15 protein-coding genes and 1 pseudogene are annotated in these 16,697 nt (G+C 74.5%); 8 read left to right on the forward strand and 8 right to left on the reverse strand.

Annotated elements, in window-relative coordinates:
• Positions 1-121 precede the first annotated feature (121 nt).
• From AB0F71_RS19580 to AB0F71_RS19590, 3 genes are all read left to right on the forward strand, one after another.
• Positions 122-1,390: an MFS transporter gene (locus AB0F71_RS19580; protein ID WP_360235681.1), complete on the forward strand. Its 1,269-nt coding sequence runs from the start codon at positions 122-124 to the stop codon at positions 1,388-1,390.
• Between the two features lie 107 nt (positions 1,391-1,497).
• Entirely contained in the window at positions 1,498-2,694 is a 1,197-nt protein-coding gene (locus AB0F71_RS19585; RefSeq protein WP_360235684.1) for a transposase, read from the forward strand.
• A 162-nt stretch (positions 2,695-2,856) separates the two neighbouring features.
• Positions 2,857-3,909 (forward strand): FAD-dependent monooxygenase, encoded by a 1,053-nt coding sequence (locus tag AB0F71_RS19590; RefSeq protein WP_360235687.1) that lies wholly within the window; start codon positions 2,857-2,859, stop codon positions 3,907-3,909.
• Between the two features lie 117 nt (positions 3,910-4,026).
• Here the strand turns inward: AB0F71_RS19590 and AB0F71_RS19595 are convergent, their stop codons facing one another.
• From AB0F71_RS19595 to AB0F71_RS19610, 4 genes and pseudogenes are all read right to left on the reverse strand, one after another.
• Positions 4,027-5,289: a hypothetical protein gene (locus AB0F71_RS19595; protein WP_360235690.1), complete on the reverse strand. Its 1,263-nt coding sequence runs from the start codon at positions 5,287-5,289 to the stop codon at positions 4,027-4,029.
• 139 nt (positions 5,290-5,428) lie between these two features.
• Positions 5,429-5,944, reverse strand: a pseudogene (locus tag AB0F71_RS19600) (SigE family RNA polymerase sigma factor); the annotation flags it as partial.
• Between the two features lie 129 nt (positions 5,945-6,073).
• Positions 6,074-6,769 (reverse strand): phosphatase PAP2 family protein, encoded by a 696-nt coding sequence (locus tag AB0F71_RS19605; RefSeq protein ID WP_360235693.1) that lies wholly within the window; start codon positions 6,767-6,769, stop codon positions 6,074-6,076.
• Between the two features lie 61 nt (positions 6,770-6,830).
• Positions 6,831-7,262 carry a GNAT family N-acetyltransferase gene (locus tag AB0F71_RS19610; protein ID WP_360235696.1) on the reverse strand — a complete coding sequence of 144 codons (432 nt, stop codon included), beginning with the start codon at positions 7,260-7,262 and terminating at the stop codon, positions 6,831-6,833.
• Between the two features lie 241 nt (positions 7,263-7,503).
• Here AB0F71_RS19610 and AB0F71_RS19615 point away from each other — a divergent pair, with 241 nt between their 5' ends.
• Together AB0F71_RS19615 and AB0F71_RS19620 are read left to right on the forward strand one after the other, a co-directional pair.
• Positions 7,504-8,424, forward strand: coding sequence for a hypothetical protein (locus AB0F71_RS19615; protein WP_360235699.1), 921 nt, complete (start codon positions 7,504-7,506; stop codon positions 8,422-8,424).
• 29 nt (positions 8,425-8,453) lie between these two features.
• Positions 8,454-9,506, forward strand: a complete 1,053-nt coding sequence (locus tag AB0F71_RS19620; RefSeq protein ID WP_360235702.1) for an AraC family transcriptional regulator — start codon at positions 8,454-8,456, stop codon at positions 9,504-9,506.
• Between the two features lie 78 nt (positions 9,507-9,584).
• Here the strand turns inward: AB0F71_RS19620 and AB0F71_RS19625 are convergent, their stop codons facing one another.
• Both AB0F71_RS19625 and AB0F71_RS19630 read right to left on the reverse strand, forming a co-directional pair.
• Positions 9,585-11,153 (reverse strand): DEAD/DEAH box helicase, encoded by a 1,569-nt coding sequence (locus AB0F71_RS19625; RefSeq protein ID WP_360235705.1) that lies wholly within the window; start codon positions 11,151-11,153, stop codon positions 9,585-9,587.
• A gap of 275 nt (positions 11,154-11,428) precedes the next feature.
• Positions 11,429-11,632: a cold-shock protein gene (locus AB0F71_RS19630; protein ID WP_045694210.1), complete on the reverse strand. Its 204-nt coding sequence runs from the start codon at positions 11,630-11,632 to the stop codon at positions 11,429-11,431.
• Between the two features lie 268 nt (positions 11,633-11,900).
• Between AB0F71_RS19630 and AB0F71_RS19635 the strand changes: the two genes are divergently transcribed.
• A complete protein-coding gene (locus AB0F71_RS19635; protein ID WP_360235708.1) occupies positions 11,901-12,128 on the forward strand; it encodes a hypothetical protein in 228 nt (75 codons plus the stop codon).
• 75 nt (positions 12,129-12,203) lie between these two features.
• Here the strand turns inward: AB0F71_RS19635 and AB0F71_RS19640 are convergent, their stop codons facing one another.
• On the reverse strand, positions 12,204-12,818 hold the full coding sequence (locus AB0F71_RS19640; protein ID WP_360235711.1) for a helix-turn-helix domain-containing protein: 615 nt from the start codon (positions 12,816-12,818) through the stop codon (positions 12,204-12,206).
• Complete coding sequence (locus AB0F71_RS19645; protein WP_360235714.1) at positions 12,815-14,323, reverse strand: MFS transporter; 1,509 nt, start codon at positions 14,321-14,323, stop codon at positions 12,815-12,817. Before AB0F71_RS19645 ends, AB0F71_RS19640 begins: the two co-directional genes overlap by 4 nt.
• A gap of 540 nt (positions 14,324-14,863) precedes the next feature.
• On the opposite strand from AB0F71_RS19645, the gene AB0F71_RS19650 reads away from it, so the two are divergent.
• Both AB0F71_RS19650 and AB0F71_RS19655 read left to right on the forward strand, forming a co-directional pair.
• Positions 14,864-16,138 carry a molybdopterin-dependent oxidoreductase gene (locus tag AB0F71_RS19650; RefSeq protein WP_360236002.1) on the forward strand — a complete coding sequence of 425 codons (1,275 nt, stop codon included), beginning with the start codon at positions 14,864-14,866 and terminating at the stop codon, positions 16,136-16,138.
• Positions 16,135-16,635, forward strand: coding sequence for a hypothetical protein (locus tag AB0F71_RS19655; protein ID WP_360235717.1), 501 nt, complete (start codon positions 16,135-16,137; stop codon positions 16,633-16,635). Before AB0F71_RS19650 ends, AB0F71_RS19655 begins: the two co-directional genes overlap by 4 nt.
• The last annotated feature ends 62 nt before the right edge of the window (positions 16,636-16,697 follow it).

The raw sequence follows: 16,697 nt of genomic DNA on the forward strand, positions 1-16,697 counted from the left end.
CCACTGTTTTCCAGCGTAACTCTTTGCGGCAGTTGACCACCCAGGCACGTTCGTCCATTATCTATATGCAATCGCATACATCATCCTTGAACCTGGCTCCCTACGAAAGGCTTGGGTCGCCATGCCACTGCCCCTCCTGGCCCTGATGCTCGGAGTGTTCTGCGTCGGCACCGCCGAGGTCGTCATCGCGGGGATCCTGCCCGAGATGTCCGCCGACCTGGACGTGACCATCCCGACCGCCGGCCTGCTGGTCACCGGCTACGCGCTGGGGGTGACGATCGGGGGGCCGATCATCACCCTGCTGACCACCAAGTGGTCCCGCAAGGGGCTGCTGCTCAGCCTGATGGGCGTCTTCATCGTCGGCAACGTCATCGCCGTGCTCGCCCCCAACTACCCCACGCTGATGGGCGCGCGCATCTTCACCTCGCTCAGCCACGGCACCTTCGCCGCCGTCGCCTGGCACGTCGCCGCCCTGATGTCCCCGCCGGACAAGCAGGCCACCGCGATGGCCAAGATCGCGCTCGGCTTCAACTTCGCCAACGTGCTCGGCTCCCCGATCGGCACCTTCATCGGACAGCACTTCGGCTGGCGCGCCACCTTCGGCTACGTCACCGGCTTCGCCGTGCTGTGCCTGCTGCTGATCGTCAGGTTCGTGCCCGGCGCGCTGTCCACCGAGAGCGAGGAGGGCGCGGAGGGGAGCCTGTCGCTGCGCGAACAGATGAAGGTGTTCCGCAAGGGCAGCCTGCAACTGTCCATGCTGATCACCGTGTTGGCCCAGGGAGCGGTCTTCACCACCTCCACCTACCTGGCCCCGCTGCTGCGCGACATCGGCCACTTCGCGCCCGCCATGGTCGGCATCCTGCTGATCGTCTTCGGCATCGGCTCCGTCCTCGGCAACATCCTGGGCGGCAAGGCCGCCGACGCCAACGTGATGCGCGGCGTGCTGCGCGCCCAGAGCGCCCTGCTGGTCGCCCTGCTGCTGTTCTGGCTCGCCGCGCCCCACCAGGTCCCGGCCGCGATCGCGCTGTTCCTGTTCGGCGCCGCGGGCTTCTCCATCATCCCGGCGCTCCAGGCGCGGATCCTCGCGGTGGCTGCCGCCGCACCCGCCCTCGCCCTCTCGGCCAACGTCTCCGCGTTCAACCTGGGCAACGGGCTCGGCGCCTGGCTCGGCGGCGCGACCATCGACCTCGGCTACGACGCCCGGGCCGTCACCCTGACCGCCGCCCTCGCCACCGCGATCGCCCTGACGCTCTCGGTGCTGATGTGGGCCCGCGGCCGCCGCGAGGCGCCGGAGCCCACCGCGGCCGGCGACGCTTCGGCCGCCGGGTCCGCCGCCGGTTCCGTCACCCACGTGGACGGCGTGGACGGCGAACTGGCCCGGAAGGCCTGACTCCCGGACGCCGCGCTCCCTGCCACGCGCCGCCCGCCGTCCCATCGGTGGGCGGCGCGGCGACGGTTTTCGGCCACCCCGGGGGAAGTGGAAATAGGCTTGCCGACATGACCGTTCGCGCTGGTGTGGACACGATCTTCACTCGCCCCGCGGAGCCCGACACCCGGCGCCGGACCGCCCGCCGCAGCCCGTCCGGCCGCACCCCGTCCGCCCTCCCCCCGGGTACCGTGAGCCCACCGGGTACCGCGAGCCACCCGGGCAGCGCGAGCCCGGGCCCGACCGCCGGCGGCGTTCTGGACGAGCTGTCCGAGGTGCTCTTCGCCCCGCTGCCGCGCAGCGACCAGCGCGCCAAGGGCGCCCTCTACCTGCGCGGGCTGATCGCGGCGGAGGGCCGCAAGTCGATCCGGAACATCGCCGCCCAGGTCGGCGGGCCCGAACTCGCCCAGAGCCTGCACCACTTCATCGCCGCGTCCACCTGGGACTGGGAGCCGGTCAGCCGGGCGCTGCAGCGCCACGCCGACAACGAACTGCGCTTCACCGCCTGGGTGGTGCAGGCGCTGCCGGTCCCCCGGAAGGGCCGGCAGGCGATCGGGATGTGGGGCGTGGCCAGCGACGTCACGGTGCCGGTCAGATGGCACCTGGTGCCACTCGGCGAGCGGGCGGCCGGGTGCGTCGCGGCGGCCGCCCGGGTGTGCGACCCGAGCACGATCGGGCCCCGCCCGGTCGTCCTGGACCTCCCGGGGGCCGAGCTGGGGCCGGTCTTCGACCGTTACGCCCGGGCGGGCGCGCCGCTGCTGTCCGCCGTCCCCGCCGACCTGCCGGTGTTGGACCGGGGGACGGGCCGGGGCGGCCGCTCGCTGCCCGCCGCCCGGGTGCTGCAACTGCACCGGATGCTCCGGCGGCCGGTGGAGTGGACGGACCCGGCGACGGGCGCCGTGCGCCGGAGCCTGGTCGGCGGCGTGCCGGTGGAGTGGGCCGGGCTGCCGCTGCTGCTGCTGGGCCAGTGGGACGCCGGGCAGGAGCAGCCGGTCGGCTGCTGGCTGACGAACCTGACGGCGACGCCGCTCGGGGTGCTGCTGCGGCTGGCGAAGCTCCCGCAGCGGGTCGAGCAGGACTTCGCCGGTTCCGCCTCGCACGTCGGGGCCCTGGACGACTACGAGGGGCGCGGTGCCGACGGCTGGCACCGCCACATGACCCTGGCGGCGGCCGCGCACGTGGCGCAGGTGGTGGCGGCCGCGCGGGCCCGGGTCCGTCCGTGGACCCACTGCATGGTGTCGATGGAGCGGATGGGCCGCTCGCTCTGAGCGTCCGGTGGGGAGGCGCTATGCGGCGCGGCCAACCACACAAATCAGACGTCGCGCGTTTCAAACCTCGGAGTTCGCGATGTGTCACCTCGGCGGGAGGTTCTGACACAGGCAACGTGACCGCATCGCCCGGTACGTCCCCCCGGAGCCATCATCGGAAGCATGCGAATTCTGGTTGCCGGCGGTGGTGTCAGCGGTCTGGCCACGGCGGTTGCGCTGGGCGCGCGCGGCCATCACGTCCTCGTCCTGGAGCAACGGCCGGTGCTCACCGAGGGCGGGGCGGGCGTCCGGCTGGCGCCGCACGCGTTCCGGCTGCTGGACCTGCTCGGCGTCGGCGACGCCGTCCGCGAACGGTCCCTGGTGATCGACGAGTTCCGCGTGATGGACGGCGCGACCGGGGAGCCGGTCAGCACGATCGCCCTGCCCGCCCGGCACGGCGACGGCCGCCCGACGCACGCGACGGCCCACCGGCTGGACGTCCACGAGCCGCTGCTGGAGGCCTGCTGGGAGCTGGACGCCGTCCGACTGCTCGCGGACAGCCGGGTGGTCGGCTACACCGAGCACGGCGAGTCGGTGGTCGCGGCGCTCGCCGACGGACGCAGCGTCACCGGCGACGCCCTGGTCCTTTCCGGTACGGCCCGCTCGGTCGTGCGCCGGGACCCTCAGTGGGCCGACCGCACCCCTCGGTCGCGGCTCGCGGTCTACCACGCCGTGATCCCGATGGAGCTGGTGGCGGACCGCTGGCAGGACGGCGCCGCCACCTGCTGGGTCGGCGCGCAGTGGCAGGTGGCGCACTTCCCGCTGCCCGACTCCCGCTACCTCAGCCTCTCCGCGACCCGCCACCAGCACACCGGGGCGGACCTGGACGGCACCCGGGTCGACCTGGAGCAGGTGCTCGCGGCCTTTCCGGAGATCGGCTACGCCGCCCGCAACGTGCTGACCATGGGCTGGGACTGGCACGCCTGGACCGTCCCCGACCAGGCCGCCGGGGCGGGCCGGGTCCGCGGCCGGGTCGCCCTGGTCGGCGGGCGCGCCGAGGCGCCCGGCCCGCTGGAGGACCTGGGCCTGCGGCACGCGCTGGAGGACGCCGTCGACCTGGGCACGGGCTGGGACGCCTCGGCGGGCGACGCGCTCCGCTGGCTCGCCGACTTCGAGGCCCGCCGCGGCGAGCCGGCCCCGGAGGTGGCGAGCGGCTGCGGCGGCGGGGTCCGCTGACCGCGCGGCCCCCGGAACGGCGCCCCGGCCCTGGGTGAGCGGCAACTCGCCGCCGTCAACTCACCGTCGTCAACTCACTGTCGTCAACTCACCGTGCCGGAACGCCCGTTCGCCCGCTCAGCGACGCCAGACCGGGTCGGTCACGAGCGCCTTCAACCGGTCGGTGTCGAGCGCCGGATCGCCCGGGCGGTAGGTGTAGGCGTTCTCGCCGTTGCCCTCCGAGATCTGCACCTGGCTGCCGTCCGGGTAGTGGACGGCGGCCACCCAGTGCAGCACCGGGTCGGTCGCGGTCTTCCCGTTGCCGAAGCGGTTGGTGACGACGACCGTCCCGTCCGGCCGCTTCTCCCGTACCTCCAGCGGGGTCGGCGGGTTGCCGTCCATTCCGGCGAGCTCGTCGCGGCCGCGTTGGGACGGCGGCTCCGCGCTGACCATCAGCAGGCTGGTGCGGCCCTGGAAGCTGACGGTGAGCGCGGCGTGCGCGGGGTCCTGGCCCTTCACCTCGGCCCCGGCGGGCAGCAGCGGGACGAGCTTCGCGAGCAGGTCCGGGCCGGTGGGGACGGTGGCGGACGGTGTGGCGGCGGACGCTGCGGGGGTCGGGACGGCGGCCGGCCTCGGGGCGCCGTCGGCCGGTCGGAGGGTGGCGAAGACCCGGTCCCAGGCCGGATCGGTCACCAGGGCCGTCAGCTGGGCGTCGTCGAGCGGCGGGTTCGGCCGGTTCGCCCTGGCGGGCTGCCCGTTGTACTCGGTGAACTTGACCCGTCGGCCGTCCGGGGCGGCCCAGGTGACCCGCCATTCGCGGCCGTTCTCGGTGTGCTCGCTGCGCAGCTTGTCGATCACCAGCACCGAGCCGTCCGGCCGGACCTTCCGGTCGCAGGAGTCCTGCGGCGTCTGGAACGGGTCCATGCAGACCGCGCCCGCCTCGGGCGCGAGGTTCGTCCGTTCCACGGTGAACATCACGATGCTCGCCCCCGCGCCGTCGTCGAACATCAGGGTGGAGCCGGTCTGGTGCGGGTCGATCTTCCCCATCGAGCTGGCGGTGAAGTCGGTCACCGTGCCCTTCGGCAGCAGCCCGGTGTACAGCGCGGTCAGCTCCTGGGCGGACATCCTCGGCAGGGCGGGGCCCGGCGGGCCGGCCGGGCCGACCGCCGCGAAGGAGCCGCCGCGGACGGCCGCGAAGCCGCCGGCCCCGGCCAGCACCAGCACCGCGAGGCCGCTCGCGAGGGCGGCCCGGCGGTTGCGCCGTCGGCGGCGGCCGCGCTGCTCGGCCTGCGCGGCCAGCGTGTGGTGCACCGGCTCGGGGGCCAGCTCGGCGGCGCCGCGCAGGGCACGGGCGAAGCCGTCGGTCAACGCGTCCGCGAATGCGTCGTCGTCACTGGGCATGGCGCAGCACCGCCTTCCGGGAGGGGCCGTCGGGGCCGGTCTTCGGGCTGGATCCGTCCGTCGCGGTCGCGGGTATTCCTGCCGTCGCGGTTCCGCTCGCCGTCGCGGTTCCTTCCGCCGTCGATCCGTTCAGGACGGCGTCGATGTCCTCGCCCAGGACGGCGCGCAGCCGCGCGAGGGCCCGTCGGGAGCGGGTGCGGACGGCGGGGCCGCTCAGCCGCAGTGCGGCGGCGGTCTCCTCGACGCTGCGGTCCTCCCAGAAGCGCAGCACCAGCACCGCGCGGTCCGGGGCGGGGAGTTCGCTGAGGGCGCGCAGCAGGGTCAGCCGCAGGGCCGGGTCCGGGTCGTCGACGCCGACCTCGGGGAACTCGTCGGTGACGCGCTCGGAGGCGCTGCGCTTGCGCCGGTAGGAGAGGAAGGTGTTGACCAGGACGGTCTGGGCGTAGCCGCTGGGGTTGTCCAGCCGGGATATCCGCCGCCACTTGACGTAGATCCGGCCGAGGGCCTCCTGCACCAGGTCCTCGGCGAGGTGGGCGTCACCGCCGGTGAGCAGGAAGGCGGTGCGCAGCAGGTGCCGGGCGCGGGCGGCGACGAAGTCCGGGAACTCCGGCCAGGGTGGTTCGGGCGACGCGTCCGCACGCGATTCTTGATCCATACCTTGGTAACGCGGTGGGCCCGGCATCGTGTGACAGTCCGTCCGCCGGGGGTTCGTCAGGGCCCCGTCAGGGATTCCGCCGGGTATCCGTCGGGGCGCCCGGGCTCGGCTGCCGAGCCCGGCGGGAGCCTACCCGGGGCGGTGCGGGAGGGTGCGCGGGGCCCGGGGGCGGTCGGCCCGGGGCAGGGCGGCCGTGCCGAGGGCGAGCCAGCCGGCGGCGAGCAGCCAGCCGCCGAGGACGTCCAGGGGCCAGTGCACGCCGAGGTAGATCCGGCTGAGGCCGACGGCCGCCGCGAACAGCAGGGCGCCCGCGACGGCAGCCCGGGCGGCGGCCGGGCGGGCGCGGGTCACGGCGAGGGCGAGCAGGCCGGCGCAGAGCACGGAGCTGAAGGAGTGACCGGAGGGGAAGGAGAAGCCGGACGCGGCGGTGGCCCAGTCGGCGTGCGGCGGGCGGGGGCGGGCACAGGCCTCCATCAGGCCGTAGCGCACCAGTTGCCCGGCGATCAGCCAGAGCGCCGGGGCGAGGAGCAGCAGGGCGGCCCGGCGGGTGGGGCGCGGGGCGGGCAGGGCCCGGACGGCGACGGCGCCGGCGGCCAGGGCGAGGAGGTAGGGCACCGCGCCGGTGCCGAGCGAGGTGACCACCTCGGCGGCCGTCCGGGCGGCGGCCGGCCGGTGGGCGGCGCTCCAGTCGGCGGCGTCCCGCTCGAAGCCGTACGGTGCCCAGCCGTGCGCGGCCAGCAGGGCCGCCAGGGCCCCGAACAGCAGCAGTGCGACGGCGGCCGCGGCCGCCCACCGGCGGGGCCGGGCGTTCGGCGGGTGGTCCATCGTGGCGGGCGCCCTTCCTCGGGAGACGGGGTGCGGACTCGCGCCCCCGTGGCCGGGGCGGTCAGCCCGTTGCCATCGGACGGTACATGCCGACCGAGTCATGGGTCGCGGTGTCCTTGAAGCCGAACCGCTCGTAGAGGAGGCGTGCGGGCCCGTCCGCGATCAGCGAGACGTAGGCGGTGGCGGGTGCCCGGCGGTCCAGTTCCTCGGTGAGGGCGGCCATGATGCGCTTGCCCAGGCCGCGGCCCTGGTGGGCCGGATGGACGCAGATGTCGACGATCTGGAACGCGGTGCCGCCGTCGCCGATGATCCGGCCCATGCCGATCGGCTCGCCCTCGTGGTGCAGGACCACGCCGTACCAGGTGTTGGGCAGGCCGATCGCGACGTCCTCGGGGGCCCGGTCGGAGAGGCCCGCGTCGGTGCGCAGGCGGCGGAAGACCTCGACGGTGGGGACGCCCGGGCGCAGCTCGTAAGGGTCATTCGTGCTCTTCATGCATTACATCGTACAGGTCGGGTGGGACGGATCCCGCGCCCGGCGCGCAGGCCCGAATCCTCCGGTCCGCCGCCACCCGTCCGTACGGCGATCATCCTTGACGGAGCGTCGGCCGGTGGCGGAAAGCCCGGATCCGCACCCCGGAGACCCCGGGGGGGGGGAGGTGCCCGAAGGCGGCCGGAGGTCCCGCCGTACCATGTCCGACCTGTGGGTTTCGTCGGGGTGTGGAGGGGGCGGGCGGGTGGCCAGGGTCGAGTGGGCCGGTGGGCTGGGACGGCTGGTGGGGGCGGCGGCCGGGCTGGGGGAGGCGGGCCGGCAGGCGGTGCTGCGCGGCGGACGGTCCGCGGCGGGCGGGCGGTGGGCGCTGGCGGCCCTGGGTTCGGTGGCCCCGCCGCCGGTGCCGGCCACCGAGCCGTGGAAGCTGTCGCTTGGCACGCTGATCGGCCGTCACCCCCGCACCCCGGCCGTGGTGCACAAGCTGCTCGGGCTGCTCGACGGCTACGGCGCGGTACACCTGGGGCCGGTGCGGGTCGGTTTCGACGGTGAGGAGGTCGAGTGGGACAAGGTCGTCGAGATCCGGACCCGCAACGCCTTCGAGGTGCTGACCACCAGCGCCCTGGAACAGGACGTGGACCGCATCCGCGAGTTCCTCCCGCCGGTGCCCGGCCGCAAGTGGGCGGTCACCAAGGCGGGTGAGGCGCTGGCCACGGTCGTCCTCGCGGCGCTCGAACGCGGTTCGGTCGACCAGCGGCTGGACGAGCTGACCGTTCCGGCCCAGATCGTCCACCGCGGTCTGCTCGGCCGGCCGCGCACCCTGGACGCGGGCTGCTTCGCGGCCGCCGTGCTGGTGATCGTCGGACCGGCCGGGGAGAGCCTGATCGCGACCGCCCGGCAGCGGGGCATTCCGGTCCGGCCCGCCGAGGCGGCGACCGAGGCGGACCGGGCGGAGCACGTCGCGGTGCTGCGCGAGCGCACCGACGCCGTCGCCCGGCTGCTGGGCCGGATCGAGCGGAGCGACCCGGAGCGGCCCGAGCAGCTGGAGCGGCCGGAGCAGCTGGATCAGCCGGAGCAGTCGGGTGAACTGCCGGCGGTCTCCCTGGACAAGGCCCCGCCCGCCGCGGCCCCGGGCCCGGCCGGGCCGGAGCCCCGTCCGACGGGATGATCCGAGTGTCGGACGGCGTTGCGAGGACGATGGGGGAGGAGCCCGCGGCGGCGGACGTGACGGCAGTGACCGGAACGGTGTTCCGGGGTGAGGAGCTGCCCGCGAGCGAACGCTTCGACTGCTGGCGGGAGTTGCTGGAACGGACCCGGGCCTGCGAGGCGACCAGCGCCCATGCCGGCGACTTCCGGGCCGAGCTGCGGCGGGCCGAGCTGGGCGAGGTGGTCCTGATCGGGACGTCGTTCCCGTCGGTGCGCTTCCGGCGGACGGAGCGCATGGTGCGGCGGGCCGACACGGGGGTCTACCACCTGTCGTTCCTCCAGCAGGGCACCATGGCGCTGACCCGCGGGGCCGGCCGGACGGAGACGCTCGGGCCGGGCTCCCTGCACCTGGTGGACAGCTCGCACCCGTACGACCTGCGGACCTTCGGCGGCCCGACCGCCGGGGCCACCGTCCCCCGGCTCTCCGGGGTCGGCATCGACTTCCCGGCCGAGCTGCTGCCGCTGCCGCCGCACCGGCTGCGCGACCTGCTCGGCCGCGCCTTCGACGCCCGGGAGGGCTCGGCGGCGCTGCTGTCGCAGTTCCTGGTCGGACTGGACCGGCAGGCGACGGCGCTGAGACCGGCCGAGGCGGCCCGGCTGGGGACGATCGTGGTCGACCTGGTCGCCGCCTGGGTCGCCGGGGAACTGGAGGCCGAGGCGGCCGTACCGGAGGAGACCCGGCAGCGGGCGCTGGCGGAGGCGGTGCGCGCCTTCGTCCGGCGCAACCTCGCCGACCCCGACCTCACCCCCGCGACGATCGCCGCCGCCCACCACGTCTCCGTCAGCCATCTGCACCGGGTCTTCACCCGGCACGCGCCGGACGGCGAGACCCTCGCCGCCTGGATCCGGGCCCAACGCCTGGAGCGCGCCCGCCGCGACCTCGCCGACCCCGCCCGGCGCACCACCCCCGTCCACGCGGTGGCCGCCCGCTGGGGCTTCCCCCGCGCCGACGATTTCAGCCGCGCCTTCCGGGCCGCGTACGGGCACCCGCCCCGGGAACACCGCCGACGGGCGCTGGCCGAACGGGCGGCCGAGGGCGAGTGAGGCCGGGCGGGCCGGGTGCGGGCGGGTGCGAGCGGGTGCGAGCGCGGGCCTGGCCTGGTGAGCGGCGGCCCGGCGGTGCTACTCGGAGCGGGCGGGCCGCCGGGGTGCCCGGTGGTGGTGGCCGGAGGAGCCCTGGCCGTCACGGTCGGTGACGGTCCGGGCGCCGCCCCCGGCGCTCCGGGCACTGCCGCCGCCGCTCCGGCCACCGCCGGAGCCGGAGCCGGAGGAGGGACGGCCGTACCGACCGTGACCGGCCGACGGACCGCGTCGCGGCCGCTCGACCACGGGATCGGGAACGGTGACGGGCACGCCGCTGGGCACCCGGGCCCCGGTGATCCGGGCCAGGTCCTCGTCACCGGCGGTGACCCTGGTGGTGACGGGCGTGATCCCGGCGGTGCTCATCATCCGAACCGCCCCGCGGCGCTGCTTGGGCAGCACCAGCGTGACGACGGTGCCGGACTCCCCGGCCCGGGCCGTGCGCCCGCCCCGGTGCAGGTAGTCCTTGTGGTCGGTCGGCGGTTCCAGATTGACGACGAGGTCGAGACCGTCGATGTGGATGCCCCGGGCGGCGACGTTGGTCGCGATCAGCGCGGTCACCTCGCCGGTGCGGAACTGCTCCAGGGTGCGGGTGCGCTGCGCCTGGAGCTTGCCGCCGTGCAGGGCCGCGGCCTTCACCCCGTTCGCCAGCAGTTCCTCCACCAGCCGGTCCGCGCCGTCCTTGGTCTCGGTGAACATGATCACCCGGCCGTCGCGGGAGGCGATGTGGGCGATCGTGGCGCCCTTGTCGTAGTTCTGGACGTGCAGCACGTGGTGCTCCATGGTGCCGACCGTCCCCTCGGCCGGGTCCACCGAGTGGGTGACCGGGTCCTCCAGGAAGCGGCGCACCAGGCCGTCGACGCCGCGGTCCAGGGTCGCGGAGAACAGCATCGTCTGGCCGGCCCGGTCCACCTGGTCGAGGAGCTCGGTGACCTGCGGCAGGAAGCCCATGTCGGCCATCTGGTCGGCCTCGTCGAGCACCGTGACGCCGACCTGGTCCAGCCGGCAGTCGCCGCGCAGGACGAGGTCCTTGAGCCGGCCGGGGGTGGCCACCACGATCTCCGCCCCCCGGTTCAGCGTCCAGGCCTGGCGGCTGAGCGACGTCCCGCCGACCACGGTCGCCGTGCGCAGCCGTACGGCGCGGGCGTACGGGGTGAGCGCCTCGGTGACCTGCTGGGCGAGTTCGCGGGTGGGGACCAGTACCAGGACCAGCGGGCAGCGCGGCTCGGCCCGGCGCCCGGCGGTGCGGGCGAGCGCGGCGAGGCCGTACGCGAGGGTCTTGCCGGAGCCGGTGCGGCCCCGGCCGAGGACGTCGCGGCCGGCCAGCGAGCTGGGCAGCGTCGCGGCCTGGATCGGGAACGGCGTGGTGACGCCCTGACCGGTCAGCGTCGACAGCAGCGGCTGCGGCAGGTCCAGCTCGGTGAAGGACTCGACCGCCGGCAGCGCCGGGGTGGTGCTCGCCGGAAGCGCCGACTCGCCCGCTCCGGCGGGGCCTTGGGGCGTGTTCCGGCCGGCGGGGCGGCGGCCCCGGAAGGGCCGGCCGACGGAGTGGGAACCGGTGGTGGAGCCGATGTCCGAGTCTCGGTAGGAGGAGCGACCGGAACGGGTCATGCGGGAACCTTCCTCAGGGCGGCACGTCACGAGGAAGGCTCCGGTGGCGCGGGGCGCAGGGGAGACCGCAGGGAACGGGCCGGACGTGTGACGGGCGGAGCGGGGACGGTCGGACCGTGCGGGGTACGTCGCCGCAGTCGGCCCTCACCGCGGAGGGGCGGGTGCGCAGAACCTCGAACCGTGGGCGGTCGCGGCAGGGAAACGCAGAGGGGCCCGCACCGGGCATGTACGCGGTGCGGACCCCTCACCACCAGGCAGGTACCCTGGCGGGTGAACTACAGCGGGCGAATGTTCTCGGCCTGCGGGCCCTTCTGGCCCTGCGTCACGTCGAACTCGACCTTCTGGCCCTCAAGCAGCTCACGGAAGCCATTGGCGTTGATGTTCGAGTAGTGGGCGAAGACGTCCGGGCCGCCACCCTCCTGCTCGATGAAGCCGAAGCCCTTCTCCGAGTTGAACCACTTCACAGTGCCATTAGCCATTAAAAGTCTCCTTCAAGGGACTGTCCGAAGCGCGCACGGTGCGGGCTTCGAGTCACCGCATGAAGTGCCCACCGGGGAAGAGCCGGGGAACGAAAAATGCGCCTGCAAGATCAGCAGGCGCACACAAAGTTCATGGGAACCACTACTGCAACTAAGTCGACTGTAGCAGGCCGCCGCCCGCGGTGTCGGCACTTTTCGCGACGACGTCGAAATCGTGACGTCGAAATGGGTCCGTACCCGTGGTGCTGCGGCGCATACTGAATGACAAATGACGAATTTTTCAGCAGGTCGCCGCCCCCTGCCCACCAGCCCCTTCAAGCCCCGGACCGAGGCGCCGCGCAAGCACTTCGCCGTCGGGGACCGGGTCACCCACGACGGGTTCGGCCTCGGCCGGGTCATCGCCGTCGAAGGTGACGGAGACATCGCGGTGCTCGTCGACTTCGGATCGCGCCAGGAACGCATCCCCCAGCCGTACACCGCGATGTTCCGGCTCTGACCCCGGCGCCCCGCCCCTGGAAGGGGCGACCGCCCGCGCGGGGCCCCCGCGCGGGCTCCCCGCTGGGGGCCGGGGTCAGCTCGGGCGGCTGGCGGCCAGCAGGCCGTGCAGGAGCGGCAGCAGCTCCTCGGGGTCGGCCGCCGCGAGTTCGCTGAACGCCCCGCTGGAGCGGGCCAGCACGACCCCGGCGAAGGCGGCCGCGGCGAGCTCGGCCCGCAGCTGTGGCCGGTCCACCCGTTCGGCGGTGAAGCGCTCGCGCAGCGGGTCCACCACCCGCTCGTACAGGTAGCTGCGGGAGGCCTGCTGCACCTCGGTGTTGTCGCCGGGCAGCACCGCGGACTGGAAGGACGGGCCGGGGCCGCGCTGGGTGAGCCGCACCAGCAGGGTGCGCAGCCGTTCCTCCTCCAGCAGGTCGGCCGGGGTCTCGTTGCCGAGTTCGAGCCGGACGGTGGCCAGGTAGAGCTGGGTCTTGCCGCCGAAGTACCGGGCGATCAACGCCGGGTCGACACCGGCCCGTTCGCCGATCTCCCGGGTGGTGGTGCGGTCGTAGCCGCGTTCGGCGAAGAGCTCCAGGGCCGCCTGGACCAGCAGTTCGCGGCTGCGGGCGGCGTCCCGGCGGCGCGGGGGCGCGGGCTCCGTACGGGCTTCGGCGCCTCCGGCCCGGTCGGGGCCGCCGGACGGCGCGGTCACCGTTCGGCCCCCGCCCGCAGCACGGGTACCTCGCCCTCGCCGGCCACGGCGTCGGCGATGCTCTCTTCCACCATCAGCTCCTCGTCCACTCGCACCCCGTTCCGGGCGGCGGCCGCGGCACTGACCCGCGGCAGGACGATCGTAGTCAGACCGATCACCACCCAGACCGCACAGCCGATCAGCGCGGCGTCCCGGTAGCCGCTGTCCGCGGGCAGCAGCTGCCCGGGCGCGGTGTGCGCCTGGAGTACGGCGCCGCACAGCGCGCTGCCGGTGGAGTACCCGATGGTGCGCAGCAGTTGGTTGAAGCTGACCGCGCTGCCGACCTCCTGGGCGGGCACGGCGGCGACGATCAGACCCGGCATCACGGCGAAGGTGCAGCCCACCCCGAGTCCGGCGATCCCCATCACCACCAGGTGTTCCCACAGCTGGTCGCGGGCGAGGAGGAAGACCAGCATCGAGACGAGCGAGACGCCGCAGCCGATCGGCAGGACGAGGGCGGAGGAGGTGCGTCGGGTGAGGACGGGCACCATCTTGCTGGACAGCAGGCTGACCGCGGAGAAGGGCAGCAGCACCAGCCCGGCGACCACGACGGAGGCGCCCAGGCCGTAGCCGGTGCCGGTCGGGGTCTGGACGTAGCGGATCACCAGGGAGATCAGCAGGTACATCCCGACGCCCGCGACCAGGCCGGCCACGTCGGCGCTCAGCACCACGGGGTTGCGCAGGCTGCGCAGGTCGACCAGCGGGTGGGCGGTGCGCAGTTCGTGCCGGATCCAGGCGGCGAGCAGCAGCACCGACAGCGCGGCCACCGTCCACAGCCGGCCGGAGGCCCAGCCCCAGTTCTCACCCTCGCTGAGTACCAGCAGCAGGCCGACCAGGGCGAGGCTGAGCAGGACGGTGCCGGGCACGTCGAGCGGCCGCCGTTCGCGGTGCTTCGCCGGGGGCAGCACCAGGACGGCCAGCAGCAGGGCCAGGCCGCTGATCACCGCGCCGAACCAGAAGCCCGCGTGGATACCGAAGGACTGGGCGATCAGCCCGGTGATCGGGTAGCCCAGGCCGACGCCGGCCACGGTGGTGATGGACAGCAGCGCGACCGCCGAGCGGGAGGCCGCGGCGGGCAGCGCGTCCCGGGCGGTGGCGATGGCCAGCGGGGTGAGGCCGACGCCGACGCCCTGGAGCGCGCGGCCGGCGATCAGCCACCAGAAGCCGAGCGGCAGCGCGGCCAGCACGCTGCCGAGCACGACCACGGCGGCCGCCGCCAGGGTGACCGTACGGCGGTCCGGGCCGTCGCCGAGGCGGCCGAGCACCGGGGTGGCGATCGCGCCGACCAGCATGGTGATGGTCAGTGACCACTGGGCCTCGGCGAGCGAGACGTGGTCGACGGCGGCGATGGTCGGGATCATCGGGGCGCCGAGGCTGCTGATCACCGCCACCACGGCGCTGAGGAACACCAGGACGGGCACCAGGGCCCGCTCACGTCGCGTCGACAGGCCCGTCGGGGTCTCCATGGACGCGCCCTCCCTTGTCACAGATCGAGAGATCGAACCGGGGAGCGGGACGCGGCCCCGGGCACCCCGGGGCAGAGCTGACCGAGGGATGTCACCAGTCGATGTCATCAGCTGATGTCTTCACATGATGACATGGCTGGCGAGGGTTACGGGAGCGGGGTCCGAGCGGGCCCCGGGCCGGGGCCGTCCGGGTGATAGCCCGGTCGGGTCCGGGCGGCTTCACCGGGAGCGCTCGGTACGGGTGGTTGGCTGTCCGGCGGGCTGCGGCCGACCGGTCGTCGACGCCGAACGGAGCGTCGGCGCACGCCCGTTCCCTTCCCGGTGGCAGGCGGCCGACGAGCCGCGCCGCCCCGCGGATTCCCGGGCGACTGGAGGTGGTCGGTGGACACGGCGCACAACGGTGACGAACCGCCGGGGAAGCGGCCCCGACGGCTGGGCGCTGCGCTGGGCTCCCTCGGCCGGGCCGTCGGGCGCGGCCGCGCCGTGGTCACCGCCCGGGTGTCCGGCTCGGCGGCGGCGCTCGCCGAGCGGCTCGGCCGGTTGCCCGCGCCGCCCGGACCGTTCCGGCCCCGGTTCTGGCGCAGCCCGATCCGCGGGCCCTGGCTGACCTCGGTGTTCGGGCTGGTGCTGCTGCTCGGGATCCCGGTGCTCTTCGTGACCGGCGCCCTCTCGTACGCCGCCTACAACCCCGACCTCGACCCGCTCAACGACCAGACGCCGGACAAGGGCGTGCTCGGCTTCTACCTGTTCGACTGGCCGACCGATCCGTCCTGGCTGTACCGGCTCACCCAGGGCGTGCACGTGACCCTCGGCGTCGTCCTGGTGCCGGTCCTGCTGGCCAAGCTGTGGTCGGTGATCCCCAAGCTGTTCGAGTGGCCGCCGGCGCGCAGCGCGGCCCACGCGCTGGAGCGGCTGTCGCTGCTGATGCTGGTCGGCGGTGCCGTCTTCGAGTTCGCCACCGGCATCCTCAACATCCAGCTGCACTACGTCTTCCCGGGCTCCTTCTACACCCTGCACTTCTACGGCGCGTGGGTGTTCATCGCCGCGTTCGCCGTCCACGTCGCGCTCCGGCTGGGCCGGATGGTCCGCGCCCTGCGGTCCCGCTCGCTGCTGGTGGAGCTGCGCACCGGCCGCACCGGCACCCGGCCCGAACCCCCGGACGCCGACGGGCTGGTGGCGCCCGAGCCCGCCCCGCCGACGATCGCCCGCCGCGGGGCGCTCGCGCTGGTCGGCTCCGGATCCCTGGCACTGCTGGTGGTCACCGCGGGGCAGAGCATCGGCGGCCGGCTGCGCGGCACCGCCCTGCTGGCGCCGCACAACCGGGACCGGGACTCCGGGCCGAACGGCTTCCAGGTCAACAAGACCGCGGCCGCCGTCGGCGTCACGGCCGCGATGGTCGGGCCGGACTGGCGGCTGGAACTCCACGGCAGCGGGCCCGTCCGGGTGTTCACCCGGGAGCAGCTGCTCGCCCTGCCGCAGCGCTCCGCCCGGCTGCCGATCGCCTGCGTGGAGGGCTGGTCCACCGAGGACCAGCACTGGAGCGGACTGCCGCTCGCCGACCTCGCCGCCCTGGCCGGACTGCCCGACGCCGCCAACGTCCTGGTGGAATCGGTCCAGCCGCCCGGCCCGTACAGCTCCGTGGTGCTGCGGGGCAACCAGATCCGCGACCCCCGCTCGCTGCTCGCCCTGCACGTCAACGGCGCCGAGCTCTCGCTCGACCACGGCTACCCCGCGCGGATCATCGTCCCGGCCAACCCCGGTGTGAACAACACCAAATGGGTCGGCCGTCTCACCTTCCGGACGGGGCCGGCATGACCGGGCCGAGGAACCGCCGGGCGGCCTTCACCCGCTGGTACGGCGCCGGACCGCTGCACCTGCTGGCACTGCTCGCCTCCCTCGCCCTGACCGGCTACGCGGTCGAGCGGCTGGTGACGGTCCGGCCGCTCGCGGTGGCGGTCTGGTTCGTCGGCGCCGCCGTCGCCCACGACCTGATCCTGCTCCCGCTGTACTCGCTGGCCGACCTCTCGGCCCGGTCCGTGCTGCGCCACCGCGCCGTGCCGGCGCCGACGGTGGGCTGGATCAACTTCCTCCGGGTCCCGGCGTTCCTGTCCGGTCTGCTGCTGCTCGTCTGGTTCCCGCTGATCCTCGACCTCTCCGCGCCCTACCCGGGCGCCACCGGGCTCTCGGAGGGGGTCTACCTCGGCCGCTGGCTCGCCGCCACCGCCGCCCTGTTCGGGGCCTCCGCCCTCGCCCTCGCGGTCACGCTGCGCCGCGCCCGGCGTCGGGGCGCCCGCGACGTTCGGGAACCGTAAGCAGGCGCCTCGCCCTACCCGTCCCGGTCCGCTCCTACATTGGTCGGGATCGGACTCCCGAG

Origin of the sequence: Kitasatospora sp. NPDC028055 (genome assembly GCF_040637885.1) — a bacterium.
In the GTDB taxonomy this organism is placed as follows: domain Bacteria; phylum Actinomycetota; class Actinomycetes; order Streptomycetales; family Streptomycetaceae; genus Kitasatospora.